The organism is uncultured Desulfosarcina sp., from assembly GCF_963664155.2.
Taxonomy (GTDB): domain Bacteria; phylum Desulfobacterota; class Desulfobacteria; order Desulfobacterales; family Desulfosarcinaceae; genus Desulfosarcina.
Window position 1 is genome coordinate 4,868,314 of record NZ_CAXXXH010000001.1, and the last position, 20,479, is coordinate 4,888,792.

The window sequence follows — 20,479 nt, forward strand, 5'->3', positions numbered from 1 at the left end:
ATGATCAAAAGCATGACCGCTTATGCCCGGGCGGAAATTCAGGCAATGCCTTACACGGTTCGTGTGGAAGTGCGTTCATACAACAGCCGTCACCTGGATGTGGCCTTAAAGCTCTCCCACGGGTTCGAATCGCTGGAGGAGCGGATAAAAGGCGTCATCGCCGAAACCGTGGCCCGTGGGCGCGTGGATATTCGGGTGCAGATCCACGATGAGTCGGAGGCGGGTATCGCCTTCGACGTTAATCTGCCGCGGGCCCGGGCTTATCATGAGGCATTGACCCAACTGAACCGGGCCTTGGGCCTGACCGGCCAGATGACCATCGAGACGGTTCTGGCGGCGGGCAGCCTGATCCAGGCGGTGGAGGTGGAAAAAGACATGGATGCCATATGGCCGCAATTGGAACCGTGCCTGAGGGCGGCCATGACCGATCTGGATGCCATGCGACGGGTGGAAGGGGATAACATGGCCCGGGACTTCCGGCAGCGTCTGGACGCCATCGAGACCATGCTGGAAGAGATCGGCGGCTTGGCCGCGCAGTTGCCGGAAATGGTTCGTCAGCGGCTGAAAGAGCGCATCGACGCCCTCACCCACGGTGTCGTGGAGATCGATCAGACGCGCATTGCTCAGGAGGCGGCCCTGTTGGCCGATCGGAGCGATATCTCCGAAGAGATCGTTCGGGCCGAGAGCCATATCCAGCAGTTCCGGGCACTGATGGAAGACGATACGCCGGCCGGTAGACCACTGAATTTTTTGCTCCAGGAGTTCAATCGGGAGTTTAACACCATGGGATCGAAATCGGGCAAGGCCGCCATGTCCCATATCATCGTGGCGGTGAAATCGGAGCTCGAGAAACTGCGCGAGCAGGTCCAGAACGTCGAATAGCAATGGATTGAGAAGGGAAGGGAATGGGAAAAAAACTGCTGAACATCGGCTTCGGCAACACGGTCGTGGCCGAACGGGTGGTATCCATTGTTTCGCCAAGTTCGTCGCCCATGAAGCGGCTGAAAGATGAAGCCCGCAATGAAAGGCATCTGGTCGACGCCACCCAGGGCCGCCGCACCCGGGCCATTATCATCATGGACAGCAATCACATCGTACTGTCGGCCATCCAGTTCGAAACCATCTCCCAGCGTTTCGAAGACCTGATAACGGAAAAGTGACAACTGATGACCCCTTCGATACAAACAGACGGGAAGGATGGGAGGAGAATGAATGGCGGCCGGCTCTTTGTGGTCTCCGCGCCGTCCGGGGCCGGCAAGACCACCCTGTGTAATGCGGTGCGCCGGTACCTGCCCGACCTGGTCTATTCGGTAAGTTCGACCACCCGGCCGCCCCGTGAAGGGGAGCAGGAGGGTCGGGACTACTTCTTTGTCACCGAAGCGCAGTTCCGCGAAGGTATCGACAAGGGGCAATGGGCGGAATGGGCCCGGGTCCATGACAACTATTACGGCACCGCCGCCCGGTTCATTGAGGATCATCTGGACGCCGGCCGGGATGTCCTGCTGGATATCGACGTTCAGGGCGCCGCGCAGATTTTGAAACGCTACCCGGATGCGGTCACCATTTTCATCATGGCACCTTCCATGGAAATCCTCCGCCAGCGGATTACCGCCAGAGGGCTGGACAGTGGTCCGGTGATCGACAAACGCATGAAGAACGCGGAAGCTGAAATCGCCTGCCGGGGGATGTACCGGCACCTGCTGGTCAATGATGACCTGGAGGCAACCGTCGCCCGATTCGTGTCAATAATAAAAGGCGGGGCTGCCTGATATGGCCGGAATAACAAAAAAACGAAGGATTGCGCCGGATACCCGGGAGGTGCTCTACGGATTTCATCCCGTAATGGAAGCGTTGACTGCTGGTAGGCGGACCATCTATAGCTTGATGGTGGATCGGACGGCGCTTTCCGAGCGTCAGACCCAGGTGGTAGAACTGGCGGAAAGGCAGCGGATTTCCTGGCAGACGGTTTCACCCGACCAGATTCGCGCGGTCTCGGGCAGCGACCAGCACCAGGGGGTTGCCGCCGCCGCATCGGCCATGCCCACCGATTCCATTGAATCGATCGTTACAGAAATCCGCCGGGACAGTGGCACCTGCCTGCTGGTACTTCTGGACAGCATTGTGGATCCGAACAATCTGGGGGCCATTGTCCGCACCGCCCACTGCGCGGGCGCCCATGCGCTGGTGATCCCCAAGGATCGCGCCGTCGGGGCGACACCGGCGGTGTCAAAGGCTTCTGCCGGTGCCCTGGAGCACACGCGGTTGTGCCGGGTGACCAATCTGGCCGGCACTATTCAATGGCTGAAAAAAGAGGGTGTCTGGGTGGCCGGCCTGGCCATGCAGGCCCAACAGACTGTTTTTCAGGCGGACCTGAAAGGTCCCCTGGCCCTGGTGGTGGGGGGGGAGGAAAAGGGCCTGCGTCCGCTGGTCCGGCAGCATTGCGATTACCTGATCTCCATCCCGCTGCGCGGCCGTGTGGATTCGCTCAATGCATCAGCGGCCGCGGCCGTGGTGCTTTACGAAGCCTTCCGGCAACGCCAGACGACGGGGTGAGGATATAGTTTTGAATGATGAATTTTTATTTCGGAATGGTGGATGGAGCCATTTTTCAAACGGCACAAAACCATCGTTTCCCATAATTCAAAATTTAGAATTTATCATTGGGTTTTAATCAAGGAGGAACGGCCCATGGCAAATGCAGAAAAAATCAAAAAGAACCGTGACGGCAGCCTGAATGTGCCGGATCATCCTGTTGTTCCTTTCATCGAAGGCGACGGAATCGGTCCCGATATCTGGCGGGCCACCCGGTTGGTTATCGATGCAGCGGTTGAAAAGACCTACGGCGGGGATCGGAAAATTTCATGGAAGGAACTGCCCGTGGGTGAAAAGGGATATGCGGAAACCGGCAGCTATCTGCCCCAGGAGGCCCTGGATGCCATTGAAGCCAATGTGGTGGCCATCAAAGGGCCGTTGACCACGCCCATCGGCAAGGGGATACGGAGTCTCAACGTGGCCATCCGCCAAAAGTTGGACCTGTATGCCTGCATCCGTCCGGTGCGTTATATCGAAACGGTTCCCAGCCCCATGAAGCACCCGGAAAAGATCAACATGGTGGTGTTCCGGGAAAACACCGAAGACCTTTATGCGGGCATCGAATGGGCCTCCGGAAGCGATGAGGCCAACACCGTGGCTGATTTTTTCAAAATGAAAATGGGGGTTGAACTGCCGCCCGCGTCCGGCATCGGCATCAAGCCCATCAGTCCGGCTAATACCAAGCGCCTGGTGGCCAGCGCCATCGTCCATGCCCTGAAGAACGGTTTTCCCAGCGTTACCCTCATGCATAAAGGCAACATCATGAAGTTCACCGAAGGTGCCTTTGCCCAGTGGGGCTACCAGGTGGCCAGGGAGCGGTTTGGCGATCGGACAATTACCGAAGCGCAGCTCTACGACACCTACGACGGAAAGGCCCCCGAGGGAAAAGTGGTGATCAAGGACCGGATTGCGGATATGCTTTTCCAGCAGGTGCTGCTGCGGCCCGATGAATACAGCGTCATCGCCACACCCAACCTCAACGGGGACTATCTATCCGACGCCCTGGCCGCCCAGGTGGGTGGGCTGGGCATGGCGCCGGGGGCCAATATCGGGGATACCTGCGCCGTGTTCGAAGCCACCCACGGCACCGCCCCGAAATACACCGGCATGGATAAGGTGAATCCCGGCTCCCTGATTTTGTCCGGTGCCATGATGCTTGATTACATGGGATGGAAAGAGGCGGGTACCACCATTCGCGATGCCGTACAGGCGGCCATTAAGGCCCGTCGGGTGACCTACGACCTGGCGCGGCAGATCGAGGGGGCGCAGGAAGTGAAATGCTCCGAGTTTGCCGCGGCCATCGTCGGGCAGATGCAATAAGGCGCTGGCGTGCTGAGCCGGACGATGCTGCCCGATGCGCTGCAGCGGCTGCTCAACAGTATGGCTGATGCGCTGTTCCCGGCCAAATGTCTGGGATGCGGCCGGCTTTTCCAGCATGACCCCGGAACGCCGCCCGCGGGCCATCCAAATGGTTTTTCCGCCGCGATGGCCGCTCATTTTTGTCCGCCTTGCCGAGATACATGGGTAGCCGTGGCATCCCCGTTGTGTTCCCGGTGCGGGCTGGTATTCAAAAGCCGCGAGGGCGAGGATCATCTTTGCGGCCGATGCCTGGATCGTCCCGGTGCATTCACCCGGGCCCGTGCTGCCGGTATCTATGCAAATGCCCTGCAAAGCGCTATCCATGCGCTGAAATTCAAGAGCCAGGTGAGCCTGGCCGGTCCGCTGGGAGCGCTGCTTTTCGATACGTTCCGGCACCATTGGACAGATGGCGACATCGATGTGGTGGCCCCGGTACCCCTGCACCGGCACCGATTCCGGCGGCGGGGGTTCAACCAGGCATACCTGCTGGTTCGACGATGGGCGTTGCCCGATGCGATCCTCGTCGTCCGTGACCTGCTGGTGAGAACCCGGGCCACGGCGCCCCAGACCGGATTGGACCGGAAGCAGCGGCGGATCAATATCCGAAATGCCTTTTCCGTGAGCCGTCCCGGTCAAAGCACCGGCAAGCGGGTGCTGCTGGTGGACGACGTGCTGACCACCGGTGCTACTGCCGACGCCTGTGCCGCTGCCCTGATCCGGGATGGAGCCAGGCGGGTGGATGTGTTGACTTTGGCCCGGGCACTGTAGTTCTGCACGTGTCCTTCCAGAAACGGCATCTTTTGACCCAGGCCGGTGTTCTCGTTCTGCCGAGCACGCAGTGAAGCTTCAGCGCTATCCTCAACGTGGCGCTGCCACGCCTGCGGTTTCGACATCGCTGCAGCCTTGGCCTGAACCAAAAGCTATTCTTTCTGGAAGGACACCATATTGCAATTTTTCGATATATAGGGAGGCCGCTTGTTTCTGGTAAAAAATAGGCAAAACTATCTGTTTCAGTTCCCGCCGCTCCTGCGGTTTACCGGACTGGTCCATGCCGTCGTGAGCCGAATCGGGGGAAACAGCCGACCGCCTTTTGACGGAATGAACATGAGCCAGGGGGTTGGGGACGACCCGGAGGCGGTTACGGCCAACCGGAAACGATTGCGGCAAATCACCGGCAATGGCATCTGCGTGTACACCCGCCAGAATCACGGCACGTCGATCCGGGTGATCACCCGGGACGCAGTGGCCCGTGGAGAGGCGGTTCAAACGGAACCGGTGCCGGCCGATGCGTTGATTACCGATGTGCCCGGTGTCCGGTTGCTGATCCAGACGGCAGACTGCCAGGCGGTGATGCTTTTCGATCCGCAAAAGCGCGTGGTGGCCAACATTCACTGCGGCTGGCGGGGTAGTGTGGCCGATATCATCGGCCATACCGTCTTGCGGATGATTTCCGGATTCGGCTGTGACCCCGGGCGGATGATTGCTGCCATCGGCCCTTCCCTGGGGCCCTGCTGCGCCGAATTTGTCAACTATCAAGATGAAATTCCGCGTCGATTGTGGCCTTTTCGCGTGGGGGAGCACCATTTTGACTTCTGGCGCATCAGCCGGCATCAGCTGATCACGGCCGGTCTTTCGGATAGCAACGTACACGGCCCCGGCATCTGCACCCGGTGCAATCCCCACCTCTTTTTTTCATACCGAGCCGCGCGGAAAACCGGTCGTTTCGCCGCCCTGATCGGCATGGATGAGAATATCGCTTCGAGGCATTGAAAACATGATCGCTCAAGATACCGTCGTATTGTGGAACCAGCCGGCAGCGCCGGGCTATTACCGGATGGGCCTGGCCTGTGCTACCGGTTTCGACGCCGCCAGGCCCGGACAGTTCGTCATGGTCCGCACCGGCACCGAAGCCAACCCGCTGTTGCGCCGGCCCTTTTCCCTGTTGGGTTTGATCCGGGAAGGGGACCGGGTGGCCGGGATCGAGATCCTGTTTAAAGTCGTGGGAAAGGGCACCCAACAGTTGTCCCGTTGCCGGGAAGGCGACCGGTTATCCGTCATCGGACCGCTGGGGAATGCCTTTCTGGTGCCCGAAACCTGCCGTCAGCTGATTCTCGTGGCCGGTGGGGTCGGCGTGCCGCCCATCCGCTTTCTGGCGCAGTCGATGCTGGAGCGGGAGGGCAGCCTCAGCCGTTGCGTGGTTTTCGTCGGTGGCCGAACCAAGGACGACCTGGTCTGCATTACCGAATTCGATCTACCCGGATTTTTACTGGACGTATCGACGGATGACGGCAGCCAGGGGAATCAGGGGATGGTAACCCGCAGTCTGGAAAAGGCATTGGATGCCGGTCCGGCGGATCTTATCTGTGCCTGCGGCCCGTCGGGGATGCTCAAGGCGGTTTCCGCCATTGCCGAGAAGCGCGGTATCCCCTGCCAGGTTTCCATCGAAGCCATGATGGCCTGCGGAATGGGTGCTTGTCTGGGGTGTGCCGTAAAATTGCAGGAAGACGAAACCCGCTACCGGCACGTCTGCGTGGACGGTCCGGTTTTCGATGCTCACCGGCTCGCCTGGTGATGGTTTTCGGCGCTGTGGATCCAATTTGAGATTGACTTGGACCCCGAGCTGTGTTAGACGCACATATTCCGATCAAGGCCTGATCTGACGCCACTCTGCGGTCGGAGAAGGGTCGAATCCCATGAACAAAGAAACGCGAACGTGGATACGAGATCTGGCTTACTACTCTAGCCTGGGATTCTCGGTGTCGCTCTCCATTTTTATCGGACTCGGGATCGGAGTGTACCTGGACAGGCGCTTTGACACAACACCATGGCTGACGCTTGTCTTTTTGGGGTTCGGCATCGCCGCCGGATACCGCAACATTGGCCTGGCTATTAAAAAGAGCCGGAAACTGTGACCCGAAGCAGCGAAACATTTTTATAGTGAATATTCAGCAGCGCTTACTCACATTCGTTACCCGATCCAACTGGGTGCTTCTGGCTTCGGTCAGCCTGCTGGGCTTGCTGGCAACGACACCGGCATTCGCCCGGGGAATCATTTTCGGCGGGCTCATCGTCACGATCAATTTTCACCTGCTGGCCAAAACCCTGAACAAGGCCCTTCGCCCCCAGCAACTGACTTCTCCCAACGTGGTCCTGATCAAGTACTACATCCGATTCGTCATCAGCGGCGTGATCATCTTCCTCCTCATCAGCCAGAAGGTGGTCAATCCCATCGGTCTGTTCATCGGTCTTTCCGTCGTGGTGGCCAGCATCACCCTGGCCACCATGGTTGAGCTCAAAAAACTATTTTTCAAGGAGGCGGTCTAAGGATGGAGCATCCCTATCTATTTTTCGTGAAGATTTTCGAAGCGATCGGGCTGGGGCATTTCGCCCACACATACACGCATGTGGTCTACTCCTGGGTTCTCATGGCGATCCTGATCATTGCCGGTGCCCTGGCCACCAAAACCATCTCCATGATTCCGGGAAAAGCCCAGAACCTGTTTGAAGTGGTCGTCTCGGGCATCGAAGAGTTCATGGTGGAAACGGCCGGTGAAGAGGCGCGATGGCTCTTTCCCTTGGCGGCCACTATTTTTCTCTACATTTTCATCGGCAACCTGATCGGTATCGTCCCCGGGTTCTTCCCGCCCACCGCCAACCTCAACACCACGGCCTCCTGCGCTATCGTGGTGGTGGTGTTCACCCACATCATCGGTATCAAATACCATGGTGCCAAATACATCAAACACTTTATGGGGCCGGTCTGGTGGATGGCGCCGCTGATCTTTATCATCGAGATCATCGGACACCTGGCACGGATCCTGTCGCTCTCTTTCCGTCTATTCGGAAACATGATGGGCCACGAGATCGTTCTGGCGATTCTTTTCGGTCTGGCCGGCGCCTTCTTTGCCCCGCTGCCGATCATGGCCCTGGGCATTTTCGTGTCATTCGTGCAGGGATTCGTTTTCTTTCTCCTTTCCATCATTTACTTCTCCGGGGCCATGGAACACGCCCACTGATGGGAAAGCCTTAAAAGGAAGCCCGTCGATTCTCCGATGCGGATCACCCCGGTATCGGAGAATCGGCTTGAGTTCAATCGGTTTGGGGTAACTGGAAGAAGCCCTAATCATCAATCTTTTAAAGGAGGTAGTGTAGGATATGGAAGCTCAAGCATTGCAGTTCTTCATCGCGTGTGTGACAGCAGCTGGTTTTGGTATTGCAGTGGCCGCCTTCGGTTGCGGTATCGGACAGGGCATGGGCCTCAAGTCCGCCGTTGAGGGTATCGCCCGGAATCCAGAAGCTTCCGGTAAGGTCACCGTGACCATGTTGATCGGTCTGGCCATGATCGAGTCTCTGTGTATTTACGCACTCGTTGTGGCGCTGATCCTGATCTACGCGCATCCCCAGGCAGGCGCTATTGCAGCATTGTTCGGCGCTCACTAATTTTTATCTGCCAAAGCAAAACATGAAAAGGGCCGCTGCTTGTTTGCCGCGGCCCTTTTCCATTTATAACGTGTTACTGCACTTGGCTGCGGTGCAGGATCTGTTGCAGATAACGACCGGTATGGGATTCGGCCACCCGGCAGACGGTTTCCGGGGTGCCGGCAGCCACCACCCTCCCTCCCGCCGCACCTCCTTCGGGTCCTAAATCGATGACATGATCGGCCGTTTTGATTACATCCAGATTGTGCTCGATCACCACCACGGTATTGCCCGCATCCACCAGGCGGTTCAGTACCCCCAGCAATTTGCGGATGTCGTCGGGATGCAGGCCCGTGGTGGGTTCGTCCAGAATATAAAGCGTGTTTCCCGTGTCTCGCTTGCTCAATTCCCGGGCCAGCTTGATCCGTTGGGCTTCGCCTCCGGAGAGTGTCGTGGCGGACTGGCCGATGGGGACATAGCCGAGTCCGACATCCACCAGCGTTTGAAGCTTGGATCGGATGACATCGATGTTTTTAAACATGGCCAGGCACTGGTCGACGGTCATGTCCAGCACCTCGGCGATGTTCTTGCCTTTATAGCGGATTTCCAGGGTTTCGCGGTTGTACCGTCTGCCCTTGCAAATGTCGCAGGGGACATAGATGTCGGGCAGAAAATGCATCTCGATCCGGATGATACCGTCCCCTTCGCAAGCCTCGCACCGACCGCCGCGAATGTTGAAGCTGAACCGACCGGGTTTATAGCCTCGCATCCTTGCTTCCGGTGTCCGACTGAAAAGATCCCTGATCGGGGTAAACAGGCCGGTATAGGTGCCGGGGTTGGAACGAGGGGTTTTGCCGATGGCGGACTGGTCGATATCGATAACCTTGTTGATCTTCTCCAGGCCGAGGATTCGCTCGTGGTGACCGGCGGCCAGGTTGAGCTGCTGAAGGCTGCGGATGGCTGCCCGGTAAAGAGTTTCCAGCACCAGGGTGGACTTTCCAGACCCGGAGACTCCGGTGACGCAGGTGAACACACCGGTCGGGAAAGATACGTCGATGTTTTTCAGGTTGTTCTGGCACGCCCCGATGATGCGGATTTCGCCCTTGCTGATTGACCTGCGTTTGGCCGGCACGTCGATTCTCAATCTGCCGGAAAGGTATTTGCCGGTCAGGGACCGGTCGTCTTCCAGCATCATGGCCGGTGCCCCCTGAAAAACCACATGGCCGCCGTCGATGCCGGCACCGGGCCCCATGTCGACGACATGGTCCGCGGCCAGGATGGTCTCTTCGTCATGCTCAACCACCAGCACCGAATTGCCCAGGTCCCGCATATTCATCAGCGTACCCAGCAGCCGCTCGTTATCCCGTTGATGCAGGCCGATGCTGGGCTCGTCCAATACATAGAGTACCCCCGTCAATTTCGACCCGATCTGTGTGGCCAGGCGGATTCGCTGGCTCTCTCCTCCAGACAGGGTGTGGGCCGGCCGATCCAAGGTTAAATAGGAAAGGCCCACGTCATTCAGAAATGCCAGACGCGCAGCAATCTCCTTGATGATCCTTTCGGAAATCAAGCCGCGCTTGCCGCCGGGTCGATAATCGTTGAAAAATGTCTGCAGCTCCATTATGGATCGAGCGGTCAAATCGCCAACGGACAACCCGTCAATTTTTATATACCGGCTTTCCCTGCGCAACCGTGATCCCTTGCAATGCGGGCAGGTCGATTCGGCCATATAGCCATTCAGGGTGTTTTTCTCAGCGGACGACACCGCTTCGGCATACTGCTGCTGCAAGTGCGGGATGATCCCTTCAAATGGTTTTAAAGTTTTTATGGTGCGACCGTTCTCATGGGCGGTAAAGGGGATCTGACGGTCTGCCGAACCATACATGAGCACCGTTTTGAACGCCTCAGGAAGGTCCCGGTAAGCGGTATAGATATCCACGCCGTAAAAGGCGGTGAGATCTTCCAGAAACTCTCCAAAGGCCACCGAACGGCGATGGGCCCAGACGGAAAGTGCTCCTTCTCTTAAGGAGAGGTCAGGATTCGGGACGATCTGAAGCGGAGAGAAACTTTTAATCGAGCCCAATCCATCACAATGGGAACAGGCGCCATGGGGAGAATTGAAAGAAAAACTGGCCGAGGACAGCTCCGGATAGCTGACCCCGCAGCGTTTGCAGGCGGCGTTCTCACTGAAGTGCAGGGTCTCGATGACCTCCTCCATGTGTTTGCCGACAAAGGCCACTTCTGCTTGGCCTTCGGATCGGGCAATAGCCAGTTCCAGGGAGTCCGCCAGCCGGTTGCGGATGCCTGGGTTGAGAATCAGCCGGTCAACCACCACGTCAATGTGCGGGGAAAGCAGGTCGGAAAGATCGACGGCGCGATCCAATTCGTGGATCTTCCCATCGATGCGGACCCGGGCAAATCCATCTTTTCTCAATCGTTTTAACAAGCCTCTGAAACTGCCCGCGGGTTCATTCGAAAGCGGAGCGAGAACCATGAGCCGGGAGCCTTCGGCCCGTTTCATGACGGCCTCCACCATCTCGTCGATCGTCTGGGAAATGATCGGCTGGCCGCACTGGTAGCAGTAGGCGGTTCCGGCGCGGGCGTAAAGCAGCCGGATGAAATCATAGATTTCGGTTACCGTGCCCACCGTCGACCGGGGGTTGTGAATGGCGGTTTTCTGCTCGATGGCAATGGCCGGAGAGAGGCCCTCGATAAGATCTACATCGGGCTTTTCCAGCCGCTCCAGAAACTGGCGGGCATAGGTGGACAGTGATTCCACGTAGCGGCGCTGGCCTTCGGCATAGAGGGTGTCGAAGGCCAGGGTGGACTTGCCGGAGCCGGACAGGCCGGTGATCACCACCAGTTGGTTGCGCGGCAGACGCAGACTGATGTTTTTCAGGTTGTGCTGCCTGGCCCCTTCAATGATAATTTCGTTTATCGTCGTCACGGATTCGGTTGTATTGAAGGCTCGGGGTTCATGATTGAAGCGGAGCGCTGGTTATGGGCTGCAATTGCGTTTCAGCCACCCAACCTGGTCTGCTGCCATGGTGATGGCCGCCACCATGCTTGCCGGTGAAGCCTCACCGGAGCCGGCAATGTCATAGGCCGTGCCGTGGTCCACCGATGTGCGGACGATGGGCAGCCCCAAGGTGGTGTTGACGCCGGTATCAAAATGAATCATTTTAAATGGCCCCAATCCCTGATCATGGTACATGGACACCACCGCATCGAATACACCCTGGGATGCCTTATAAAAGACGGTATCAGGCGGGTGCGGGCCGGTGACGATAATTCCCTGAGATGCGGCCAGGTCAATGGCCGGGAGGATTATTTTTTCCTCCTCTGTTCCAAAGAGACCGGATTCTCCGGCGTGCGGGTTGAGCCCGGCCACGGCGATGCGTGGTGCCGGCAGGCCGAAGCGGGTTTTCAGGGCATGATCGGTCAGCATGATGATATTCGCTATCCCTTGTGTGGTCAGTGCTCGAGGGACCTTTTCAATAGGAATATGAATCGTTGCCAGGACGACCTTGAGCCGGCTGCCGGCCAGCATCATGGCATAATTTTGTGTGCCGGTGCGCTGCGCCAGGATTTCCGTGTGCCCGCTGAACGGGATATCGGCCATTTTTAAGGCGAGTTTATTGATGGGGCCGGTCGCGATGGCTGCGATCCGGCCGGCCAGGGCGTCATCGATAGCCGTATTCAGGTAGGCCGCCATGGCCATTCCGGAAATGGGGGTGGGCTTGCCCCATGCCAGCCCTTCGGTATCGATGGCAGCGGGATTGATTAGGGGTATGCCAGGGTCCCCACCGCGGACATCATGGATCGACGGCACTTCTGTGATCGCCAAACGAACGCCGGTTGACGATGCCCCAGCCCGGAGGCGGGTTGCATTGCCGTAAATAACGGGTCGGCAGCATTGCAAGACGCACGGATCGGAAAGCGCTTTGGCAATAATTTCCGGGCCGACACCTACCGGATCACCCATCGTGATGCCCACCAGCGGCAAGTTCGCTTTCATTATCTGCTTGGTCCATGACAATTGGGTTTTAAAATTCTATTATCATACTCAGCCGTTCCAGGTTTGTAAATTCATTTCCATTTATCCAGGCATTCATGTTTTCCACCTTTTGCGGCCCACCCTGTGCCCGGAATCGATCATGGGCACGGGAGCAGGAGGCGCACCCTGCACCTTCAGGAACTATCGCATCCGGACGGTGGACAGTGCATTAGGCGAGTCGACCGATCTTTACCGGAATAAAAGTGGGAAAAACGTAAATGAGAGTAAAACAGAAGAAAACGGTGAAAAACGGAGTTTACCAGATTGTTTACACTTTGTTGATAACTCCCGATCTGCTTAAAATGCTTATGGAAAAATCACGGGTTTGAAAAACCTTGTATTTCGAAGCAGTTGCTGGGCAAAAATACAATAACCAACAGAAATTAAAGTAAAAAAAAATCTATGTGAGCATCGTGTTAGCAAATTGATTAACCGACTGTCTTCCAGATTGACTTGGAACATCCTATTCTGTAAATAACTCGCCAGTCGCTGGATCTTGCGGCTACCTCTCTGAAAACCTCAGATAATTAACCAAAAGCTGCATATTTTAGACCAGTAATTGGCTGTTCCAACAAAGCGGCACAAAAAAATTAAACGTTGCTGAAGGGAATTTATTTTTTAAATGGACCAAATCTGGACGTCAGTGAAATCTTTGCTCAAGGAAAAAATTCCTGGCCACAGTTATCGAATGTGGATTGAACCCATCGTCTTTAGCGAAAATGAAAACGGCGCCATCGTACTGTCCTGCCCCAATCTTTTTTCAAAAAAGCGGATTACCGACAATTATGGTCAAATGATCGAAGACGCCGTCTCCACTGCGGCAGGCAGGGCCTACAAGGTTCGGTTAATCGTCGGGCCAAACCAAACCTCAGAATTTAAAGAAAAAAAACAGGACCGGCAGATGAAACTGCCGGACATTGATACGCCACTCCATAGCGGCCGATTGCTCAGAAAAGACTACACGTTCGATCAGTTCGTCGTTGGCAAAAACAGCGATTTCGCATACTCTGCTGCGCTGTCACTGGCAGCGCGCAACCAGGGAAACCAGAACGCCCTTTATCTGCTTTCGAAAACCGGTCTTGGAAAAAGTCACCTCTCCCAAGCCGTGGGGCACCACATCTTCCAGACATTCCCCAATGAACGGGTCTATTATATCACGGCCGAAGATTTCATGAATGAAATGACCGACTCCTATCGGAGTAATAATATTCATCGTTTCAAGGAAAAATACCGCCAAAACTGCGATGTCCTGCTGCTGGAGGACGTTCACTTTCTGAGCGGGAAAAGCGGCACTCAAGAGGAGTTGTCCAATACGCTGGAGTCGTTGATGAACGCCAATAAAAAAATCATTTACTCCAGCAGCTATCTGCCGTCGGATATTCCCAAACTTAACGATAAACTCAAATCGCGGCTCTGTTGCGGCCTGATTTCGAAAATCGATGCTCCTGATTACAAAACTCGTCTTCGAATTCTTAAACAGACGGCTGTTTCCAGTGGGTACACCATTCCCGAAGAGGTTTTACAATATCTGGCTTCCGAACTGACCGAAGATGTAAGGCAACTGAAAAGCGGGTTTATCGGTGTCGCCGCCAAGGCATCGCTGCTAGGATCGGATGTGGATTTAGACCTTGCCCGGAGTATCGTCAAAAACATCGTTACCTCACGAGAAGGAATTACTCTCGATTCAATCAAGCGGCTTGTCTGTAAATACTACAATGTCAGCATTGCGGACATCATCTCCCCCTCCCGACGGCAATCCATCGTCCGGCCTCGGCAAGTGGCCATGTACCTCTCCCGACAGTACACCGACCACTCTCTTCAAACCATCGGCAAAAGTTTCAACCGGTATCATGCAACGACCCTGCATGCCCTGAAGGCAGTGGAAAAGGGCGTCAAGGAAAAGGGTCCCTTTCAGAAACACGTCGAGTTCCTTTCCGAACGTTTGGAAAAAGGAAAGATCTGAATCGGCAGAAATACAATGGCGATCAATCCTGACTTTCTGGAACACCTGGAACGCATGGTTGGTAGACCCTATTTTTCCGCCCATCGTGAAGATCTGGTCTGTTACGGTTATGATGCCACCGCCGCCCTTTATGTTCCCGATGCAGTCGTCTTTCCGGCGTCGGCATTAGAGGTTTCGCAGATCATGAAGCTTGCCGCCGATTTCCGAACCCCCGTGATTCCGAGGGGGGGCGGGTCCGGCATGACCGGCGGCGCGCTGGCTGTAAAAGGCGGCGTTGTCGTCGTCTTCAACCGCATGAACCGGGTATTAGAGATCGACGAGGAAAATCTCATTGCCCGTGTTCAGCCGGGGGTGGTTACCGCCGAGTTTCAGAATCAGGTGAAACGTCGCGGGCTGTTTTACCCGCCGGATCCTTCCAGCGCCAGCATTTCCACCATCGGCGGCAATCTGGCCGAGTGCGCCGGTGGCCCGAAGGCAGTCAAATACGGCGTTACCCGGGACTATGTGCTGGGGCTTGAAGCAGTGCTACCGACGGGAGAAATCGTCAAGACCGGCGTGTGCACAGCCAAAGGGGTGGTCGGATACGATCTCACCCGGCTCATCGTGGGATCCGAAGGAACCCTGGCCCTGGTTACCGAGGCAACCCTAAAACTGCTGCCGCTGCCTGAAAGTGTAATTACCATGACGGTGGCCTTTGGCAGTATGAACAGTGCCGCCCATGCGGTTTCTCAAATTATTCGCAGCCATGTCGTGCCCCGGACGATCGAATTCATGGATAATGCCTCCATTCGTCTGGCGGAAGATTATCTGCATGTGGGACTACCGGTGAGCGCTGGTGCCCTGCTGATCATGGAGGTTGATGGAAGACGGCAGGAAATAGGTGGATTGGCACACACACTGGAAGATCTGAGCCGGCACCTCGGCGCAGTTTCGGTCACCGTGGCTGAAACCGAAGAACAGGCGCAGCGGTTGTGGCAGGCCAGAAAAGCCATTTCACCGGCGCTGTTCAAACTGGCCCCCCACAAGATCAACGAGGATATCGTGGTCCCCCGAAGCCGAGTGCCTGATCTGGTAGCCAAGATCGACGATCTCAGGCGCGAGACCGGCCTGACCATGGTGGCTTTCGGCCATGCCGGTGACGGCAATATCCATTTTAACATCATGCTGGACAAATCCGATCAGACCGAACTGGAAAAAGCCAATCGCGCCGTTGACGCCCTTTTCGACACCACCCTGGCTCTGGGCGGGACCATCTCGGGAGAACACGGGGTGGGTATAACCAAAGCCCCCTATTTCCGTAAAGAGGTCAGTGATGAGGCGATGTCGCTGATGCTGCGCATCAAACAAGCTTTTGATCCGCTGGGATTGTTGAATCCTGGAAAGATTTTTCCTGAGCCGATCGATTAGATGGGAATTTGCAACGGAAGTAAACCGGTGATATCCGGGGCGACTCCTGTTTAATTGATTTTCATGACCATGCTGCTGGCCGAAACCAACTCTTCCAACATTTCAAACCGTTCATTCTGATCGTGTTCAATGGCGCAACGCAGATTCAGCGCACATCGCTGGCGGCATATCAGATCGTTCTTCCGGTATCTGCCGAAACAACCCACATATTGATCAAACGAGAGTTCCCTATCCTGCTCCGATGGTGTATGCAAAGCCTATTACTCCAATAAGTTGAGAAGTTCATTATGGATGACGCCGTTGGTGCTCACAATTTCATTCTTGTCGATGGAATAGGGGGCTCCCGAAAAAACCGTGGTTCGGGCACCGGCTTCCGTGGCCACCAGAAAACCGGCCGCCGTATCCCACGGTTTTAGATGCTGTTCCCAGAAGCCGTCAAAGCGGCCACTGGCCACATAGCAAAGATCGAGGGCAGCGGAGCCAAGTCGTCGGACCCCCTGGGTGGCCGTCAGGCATCGGCCGAAACGCTCTATCAAGGAATCGAATAGGGTCTGGTGATCGTAGGGGAAGCCGGTGACCAGCAGGCTGTCGGCAAGCATGGGGGTGCTGGATACAAAAATGGGCGCGCCGTTGAGTCGGGCACCCTGATTCTGGACCCCCACGAACAGTTCGCCCAGAAGAGGCGCCAGGACGAACCCGGCCAAGATGCGGTCATCGACCGCAAACGCGATGGAGACACAAAAGAGCGGCAGGTTGTGGGCAAAATTGGTGGTGCCATCTAACGGATCGATGATCCATCGCCCACCGCTGCCCGGATGGGTGCCGCTCTCTTCAGCCAGGATGGCGTGGTCGGGAAAGGCCTTGGCGATGGTGTCGATGATGATTGCCTCGGATCGGGTGTCCGCTTCGGTGACGAGATCGATGACCCCCTTTTTGCGGATTGACCGAAGCTTGCCGAAATGCTCCTGAAGAACCTTGCCACCCCTGCAGGCAGCAGCTATCCCCACACGTTTGATCCGTTCTATGTCCATAAGAGGAAACGTTTACAAATATTTCATGCACTCTGTCAACCGAATTGTCAGTTGAACATTAACTGTTTAAATATTTTATAAAATATTAAAATATAAGACCTGCTCAGGCGTTGTTCCCGTAAAGATGTTCCACAGCAGCCTCCATCTTTTCAGACAGGGGCTTCAGCGTTGATCGGTTTAACGCGCTGACCGCGATCCCATCCAAACGGTGAATCAGATGGTCGCGAATTTCAGAATCCACCAGGTCCATTTTATTGAGCACCCGTATCGTGGGTATGCTGCACAGGTTGAGTTCGGCGAGGATGGTTTCAACAGAACGGATCTGGTCCGGGTGGCGTGGATTGCTGATGTCGATGATATGCAGCAGCAGGTCGGCATTTTCCAACTCTTCCAGCGTGGCCCTGAAGGCGGCCACCAACTCTTTGGGTAGATCCCGGATAAACCCCACGGTATCGGTGATGATCACCTCGATGTCCCGGGGAAACCGCAGGCGCCGGCTGGAGGGGTCCAGTGTGGCAAACAGCTTGTTTTCGGCCAGGACCCTGCTTTGGGTCAACTGGTTGAGCAGGGTTGATTTTCCCGCATTGGTATAGCCGATGATGGAGATGATGGGCAGGCCCTTCTTGCTTCGTCGGCTTCGCTGCTGGCTGCGGTTTTTTTGAACGGTTGCCACTGCCTGCTCAAGGCGCCGAATGCGGTCCCTGGCCCGTCTCCGGCTGATTTCAAGGCGGGTTTCTCCCGGACCGCGCCCGCCGATGCCGCCTGTCAGGCGGGACATGGCGGTGTCCTTGGTGACCAGTCGGGGAAGGATGTATTTCAACTGGGCCAGTTCCACCTGAAGTTTACCCTCCCGGGTCTGAGCCCGCTGGGCGAAGATATCAAGGATCAGTTGTGTCCGGTCAATCACTTTAATTTCAGTGCGGTCGGTAATGGAGCGTATTTGGGAAGGATTGAGTTCCTGGTCGAAGATGATCAATGTGGCTCCCCGGTGAAGCGCCATGATGGACAATTCGTCCAGCTTGCCGCTTCCCATGAGAAAACGGGGATTGGCTTTTTTGCGTTGCTGCAAAACGGTATCAATAATGCTGATATTGGCCGTACGGGTCAACTCCTTCAACTCATCCAGCGAATCAACGGCATCTTTTCGGGATCCGGTAAAAACACTGACCAGCAGGGCGCGTTCCGATCCTGCCTGGCTGCCCGTATCCGTCTTTTTGCGGGCCAATTCGGCTTCGAGCGCCTGAATCATGTCAATGCAGTCGATCTCCGGCCGGAAGGGCGGGATCGGATCCATGATCTGGTAAGGGCTCGATTCGCTTCCACCCGGAAGGATGTGGGCCCAGTGGATGGCTTCCGGTGCACCGGTTTCAGTCATGGTGATGACTGCCATGAGATCCAATCGAAGGAGAGCCAGGTCGGTCAGGTCGTCCTGGGTGAGGGGGCTTTCGGTCAGATGCGTGTGGACGCATCGGAGCCCCCGCAGACGGTCCGGTGCCAGCCGGTAATCTTTCAGATCGGGGATAACAATGCGGTCCACTTCCCCCATCAGGATTTGAGCGATCTTTCCACTGCGATCGATAAGCAGACCGATCTGTCGGCTGGTCTCGGCAGAGAGGGCGCATAGGTCTCGGCACAACTCGTGGGAGACGATGGATTGGGGAGGGACCCGTCGGCGGCCGAGATTTTCCAACCGCTTGATTTGGCTGGCCTTAAGCCCTAACCGGTTGCCGAAGATCTCTTTCATTCAGTGGCCAGGTTTTCGAACCGGGTGTAAGATTTCAAAAAAGCCAGGGGAGCCATGCCGGTGGGGCCGTTTCGCTGTTTTGCCAGAATGATTTCCGCCGTGCCCCTGTGGGGGCTGTTTTCATCCCGGTTGTATACTTCATCCCGGTAGATGAAGGCCACCAGGTCAGCATCCTGCTCCAGGGCACCGGATTCCCTCAGGTCAGACAATTGAGGGCGTTTGTCGCTTCTTTCCTCCAGTTTCCGGTTGAGCTGGGACAGCGCGATGACGGGTATGTTCAGTTCTTTGGCTAGAATTTTCAGGGAGCGGGAGATGTCCGAGATTTCAAGATCACGCCGTTCGATATTGGCGTTGCCCCGCATGAGTTGAAGATAGTCGATGATGATCATGCCAAGGCCCTTGTCCATTTTCATGCGCATGGATTTGGTCCGAATGGACGTGGTAGAAATATCCGGTGAGTCATCGATAAAGAGGGGGGCTTCGGTGAGCCGGCCGGCAGCGTCGGTGATTCGGTTCCAGTCCTCTTTGTTCAAGAAACCGCTGCGGATGCGGGATGAATCCACCCGGGCCTCGGCGCACAGCATCCGCATGGAGAGTTGCTCTTTTGACATTTCAAGGGAGAAGATGGCCACCGGCACTTCCCCCTCGATGGCTGCATTGCGGGCCATATTCAGGGCAAAGGCTGTTTTTCCCATGGCCGGTCGGCCGGCAATGATGATCAAATCGGAGTTTTGAAACCCAGAGGTGAGCGCGTCCAGCTTCGAAAAACCGGTGGTGACACCGGTGACCAGGGCCCGGTTGCCCTGCCTTTCCTCTAACGCGTCGATATTGGCTTCGATTATTTTACTGATCGGAAAAAAGGCCTGCTTGGTCTTTCCTTCGGAAAGTTCGAAAATGGCGCTCTGGGCGAATTCGATGACGTTTTCGACTTCTCCGCGGTCTTCGAAACACCGATTGGAGATGGCGTTGGAGCGTTCGATGAGACGTCTTAAGATGGCTTTGTCGTGAATGATCCGGGCGTAGTGGTGTGCATTGACCGCCATGGGCACGGCATCCACCAGCCGGGCCAGATAGGCGGCGCCGCCTATTTTTTCCAACTCGTCCTTTTCCCTGAGAATATTGCTCAAGGTCACCAGATCCACCGGTTCGCTCTTGGCATACAGCGTCTCTATGGCGGTAAAGGTGATTTTGTGGGCAGTCTTGTAGAAATCATCGGCGGACAGGATTTCGAGAATGTCGATGAGCGTGCTGTTGTCGATCAGGATGGCACTGAGAATCGATTCTTCAGCCTCGATGCTCTGGGGTGGAAGTTTATGGAATGCGGGGTCTTTGGGTGCCGGATGAAGGGTTTCTGGCATGGACAATCAACTTTTTGAATAAACGCCGGGAGCCTTTTGCCGCTTTGGCGCGAGGACTCCCGGCGATCAGTATTGAATCACGCTTCCTCGGGAACGATTTCCACGGTAATCTCCGGCTTGATGCCCTGGTATACGCGGATGGGGACCTTGAACGTGCCGATGGTTTTAATGGGTTCATTGAGCAGCACCATCCGTTTTTCCACCTCGACATCCTGTTTCTTCAGGGCGTCAATGATGTCTCGAACGGTTACGGAACCATAGAGCTTGTCCGCCTCGTGGACTTTTGATGCGATAGTCACCATGACGGCTTCAAGACGGTTGGCCATTTCGCGGGCAAACTCTTTTTCCTTGGCGATCTGCAGTTCAAATTTAGCCTTTTCCTGCTCAAGAAGCTTGCGTTGCTGGGGGGTAGCCGGAACGGCTTTGCTTTGGGGGAGCAGGTAGTTGCGTGCATATCCGTCTGCCACATTGACTTCGCTTCCGATGATGCCTAACGAACTGATGGTTTCTTTCAAAATTACTTTCATGCTTAGCCTCCAAAATAAGGAC

Annotated in this window: 20 protein-coding genes; 14 read left to right on the plus strand and 6 right to left on the minus strand. The window is 55.9% G+C overall.

Annotated elements, in window-relative coordinates; translation table 11 throughout:
* From ACHZBS_RS22175 to atpE, 12 genes are all read left to right on the plus strand, one after another.
* Window positions 1-882: a YicC/YloC family endoribonuclease gene (locus ACHZBS_RS22175; RefSeq protein WP_319408682.1), complete on the plus strand. Its 882-nt coding sequence runs from the start codon at window positions 1-3 to the stop codon at window positions 880-882.
* Window positions 883-905: 23 nt separating this feature from the next.
* Window positions 906-1,160 (plus strand): extracellular matrix/biofilm biosynthesis regulator RemA family protein, encoded by a 255-nt coding sequence (locus ACHZBS_RS22180; protein WP_319408683.1) that lies wholly within the window; start codon window positions 906-908, stop codon window positions 1,158-1,160.
* Between the two features lie 48 nt (window positions 1,161-1,208).
* Window positions 1,209-1,769 (plus strand): guanylate kinase, encoded by a 561-nt coding sequence (gmk, locus tag ACHZBS_RS22185; protein ID WP_319408684.1) that lies wholly within the window; start codon window positions 1,209-1,211, stop codon window positions 1,767-1,769.
* A gap of 1 nt (window position 1,770) precedes the next feature.
* Window positions 1,771-2,553 (plus strand): 23S rRNA (guanosine(2251)-2'-O)-methyltransferase RlmB, encoded by a 783-nt coding sequence (gene rlmB, locus ACHZBS_RS22190; protein WP_319408685.1) that lies wholly within the window; start codon window positions 1,771-1,773, stop codon window positions 2,551-2,553.
* A gap of 135 nt (window positions 2,554-2,688) precedes the next feature.
* Window positions 2,689-3,912, plus strand: coding sequence for an isocitrate dehydrogenase (NADP(+)) (gene icd, locus ACHZBS_RS22195; protein ID WP_319408686.1), 1,224 nt, complete (start codon window positions 2,689-2,691; stop codon window positions 3,910-3,912).
* A 9-nt stretch (window positions 3,913-3,921) separates the two neighbouring features.
* Entirely contained in the window at window positions 3,922-4,719 is a 798-nt protein-coding gene (locus tag ACHZBS_RS22200) for a double zinc ribbon domain-containing protein (protein ID WP_319408687.1), read from the plus strand.
* 207 nt (window positions 4,720-4,926) lie between these two features.
* The gene (pgeF, locus tag ACHZBS_RS22205) at window positions 4,927-5,721 is read left to right on the plus strand and encodes a peptidoglycan editing factor PgeF (RefSeq protein WP_319408688.1); all 795 of its coding nucleotides are present in this window, start codon (window positions 4,927-4,929) and stop codon (window positions 5,719-5,721) included.
* Window positions 5,722-5,725: 4 nt separating this feature from the next.
* Window positions 5,726-6,523, plus strand: a complete 798-nt coding sequence (locus tag ACHZBS_RS22210; protein ID WP_319408689.1) for a dihydroorotate dehydrogenase electron transfer subunit — start codon at window positions 5,726-5,728, stop codon at window positions 6,521-6,523.
* A 121-nt stretch (window positions 6,524-6,644) separates the two neighbouring features.
* Window positions 6,645-6,863, plus strand: a complete 219-nt coding sequence (locus ACHZBS_RS22215; protein WP_319408690.1) for an AtpZ/AtpI family protein — start codon at window positions 6,645-6,647, stop codon at window positions 6,861-6,863.
* Window positions 6,864-6,888: 25 nt separating this feature from the next.
* On the plus strand, window positions 6,889-7,275 hold the full coding sequence (locus tag ACHZBS_RS22220; RefSeq protein WP_319408691.1) for an ATP synthase subunit I: 387 nt from the start codon (window positions 6,889-6,891) through the stop codon (window positions 7,273-7,275).
* Window positions 7,276-7,277: 2 nt separating this feature from the next.
* Window positions 7,278-7,967 carry a F0F1 ATP synthase subunit A gene (gene atpB, locus ACHZBS_RS22225; protein ID WP_319408692.1) on the plus strand — a complete coding sequence of 230 codons (690 nt, stop codon included), beginning with the start codon at window positions 7,278-7,280 and terminating at the stop codon, window positions 7,965-7,967.
* A 139-nt stretch (window positions 7,968-8,106) separates the two neighbouring features.
* Complete coding sequence (gene atpE, locus ACHZBS_RS22230; RefSeq protein ID WP_319408693.1) at window positions 8,107-8,391, plus strand: ATP synthase F0 subunit C; 285 nt, start codon at window positions 8,107-8,109, stop codon at window positions 8,389-8,391.
* 73 nt (window positions 8,392-8,464) lie between these two features.
* On the opposite strand, the gene uvrA is transcribed toward atpE, so the two are convergent.
* Window positions 8,465-11,317 (minus strand): excinuclease ABC subunit UvrA, encoded by a 2,853-nt coding sequence (gene uvrA / locus ACHZBS_RS22235; protein ID WP_319408694.1) that lies wholly within the window; start codon window positions 11,315-11,317, stop codon window positions 8,465-8,467.
* Between the two features lie 51 nt (window positions 11,318-11,368).
* On the minus strand, window positions 11,369-12,388 hold the full coding sequence (gene pdxA, locus ACHZBS_RS22240) for a 4-hydroxythreonine-4-phosphate dehydrogenase PdxA (protein WP_319408695.1): 1,020 nt from the start codon (window positions 12,386-12,388) through the stop codon (window positions 11,369-11,371).
* 661 nt (window positions 12,389-13,049) lie between these two features.
* Between pdxA and dnaA the strand changes: the two genes are divergently transcribed.
* Both dnaA and ACHZBS_RS22250 read left to right on the plus strand, forming a co-directional pair.
* Window positions 13,050-14,390, plus strand: coding sequence for a chromosomal replication initiator protein DnaA (dnaA, locus tag ACHZBS_RS22245; protein WP_319408696.1), 1,341 nt, complete (start codon window positions 13,050-13,052; stop codon window positions 14,388-14,390).
* A 15-nt stretch (window positions 14,391-14,405) separates the two neighbouring features.
* Entirely contained in the window at window positions 14,406-15,797 is a 1,392-nt protein-coding gene (locus ACHZBS_RS22250; protein WP_319408697.1) for an FAD-linked oxidase C-terminal domain-containing protein, read from the plus strand.
* A 260-nt stretch (window positions 15,798-16,057) separates the two neighbouring features.
* Here ACHZBS_RS22250 and ACHZBS_RS22255 read toward each other — a convergent pair whose 3' ends face one another.
* The 4 genes from ACHZBS_RS22255 to rplI all read right to left on the minus strand — a co-directional run bounded on the left by ACHZBS_RS22255 (window position 16,058) and on the right by rplI (window position 20,457).
* Window positions 16,058-16,828: an inositol monophosphatase family protein gene (locus tag ACHZBS_RS22255; RefSeq protein WP_319408698.1), complete on the minus strand. Its 771-nt coding sequence runs from the start codon at window positions 16,826-16,828 to the stop codon at window positions 16,058-16,060.
* A 103-nt stretch (window positions 16,829-16,931) separates the two neighbouring features.
* Complete coding sequence (hflX, locus tag ACHZBS_RS22260; RefSeq protein ID WP_319408699.1) at window positions 16,932-18,572, minus strand: GTPase HflX; 1,641 nt, start codon at window positions 18,570-18,572, stop codon at window positions 16,932-16,934.
* Entirely contained in the window at window positions 18,569-19,930 is a 1,362-nt protein-coding gene (gene dnaB, locus ACHZBS_RS22265; protein WP_319408700.1) for a replicative DNA helicase, read from the minus strand. The genes hflX and dnaB overlap by 4 nt, the downstream gene beginning before the upstream one ends.
* A gap of 77 nt (window positions 19,931-20,007) precedes the next feature.
* Window positions 20,008-20,457, minus strand: a complete 450-nt coding sequence (rplI, locus tag ACHZBS_RS22270) for a 50S ribosomal protein L9 (protein ID WP_319408701.1) — start codon at window positions 20,455-20,457, stop codon at window positions 20,008-20,010.
* Between the last annotated feature and the right edge of the window lie 22 nt (window positions 20,458-20,479).

What these genes read in the sequence shown, in the direction of transcription:
- rplI (WP_319408701.1), bottom strand. Translation starts at nt 20,457, where the DNA reads ATGAAAGTAATTTTGAAAGAAACCATCAGTTCGTTAGGCATCATCGGA.
- ACHZBS_RS22175 (WP_319408682.1), top strand. Translation starts at nt 1, where the DNA reads ATGATCAAAAGCATGACCGCTTATGCCCGGGCGGAAATTCAGGCAATG.
- dnaB (WP_319408700.1), bottom strand. Translation starts at nt 19,930, where the DNA reads ATGCCAGAAACCCTTCATCCGGCACCCAAAGACCCCGCATTCCATAAA.
- gmk (WP_319408684.1), top strand. Translation starts at nt 1,209, where the DNA reads ATGAATGGCGGCCGGCTCTTTGTGGTCTCCGCGCCGTCCGGGGCCGGC.
- rlmB (WP_319408685.1), top strand. Translation starts at nt 1,771, where the DNA reads ATGGCCGGAATAACAAAAAAACGAAGGATTGCGCCGGATACCCGGGAG.
- pdxA (WP_319408695.1), bottom strand. Translation starts at nt 12,388, where the DNA reads ATGAAAGCGAACTTGCCGCTGGTGGGCATCACGATGGGTGATCCGGTA.
- ACHZBS_RS22255 (WP_319408698.1), bottom strand. Translation starts at nt 16,828, where the DNA reads ATGGACATAGAACGGATCAAACGTGTGGGGATAGCTGCTGCCTGCAGG.
- atpB (WP_319408692.1), top strand. Translation starts at nt 7,278, where the DNA reads ATGGAGCATCCCTATCTATTTTTCGTGAAGATTTTCGAAGCGATCGGG.
- hflX (WP_319408699.1), bottom strand. Translation starts at nt 18,572, where the DNA reads ATGAAAGAGATCTTCGGCAACCGGTTAGGGCTTAAGGCCAGCCAAATC.
- ACHZBS_RS22215 (WP_319408690.1), top strand. Translation starts at nt 6,645, where the DNA reads ATGAACAAAGAAACGCGAACGTGGATACGAGATCTGGCTTACTACTCT.
- ACHZBS_RS22180 (WP_319408683.1), top strand. Translation starts at nt 906, where the DNA reads ATGGGAAAAAAACTGCTGAACATCGGCTTCGGCAACACGGTCGTGGCC.
- ACHZBS_RS22210 (WP_319408689.1), top strand. Translation starts at nt 5,726, where the DNA reads ATGATCGCTCAAGATACCGTCGTATTGTGGAACCAGCCGGCAGCGCCG.
- atpE (WP_319408693.1), top strand. Translation starts at nt 8,107, where the DNA reads ATGGAAGCTCAAGCATTGCAGTTCTTCATCGCGTGTGTGACAGCAGCT.
- icd (WP_319408686.1), top strand. Translation starts at nt 2,689, where the DNA reads ATGGCAAATGCAGAAAAAATCAAAAAGAACCGTGACGGCAGCCTGAAT.
- ACHZBS_RS22250 (WP_319408697.1), top strand. Translation starts at nt 14,406, where the DNA reads ATGGCGATCAATCCTGACTTTCTGGAACACCTGGAACGCATGGTTGGT.
- dnaA (WP_319408696.1), top strand. Translation starts at nt 13,050, where the DNA reads ATGGACCAAATCTGGACGTCAGTGAAATCTTTGCTCAAGGAAAAAATT.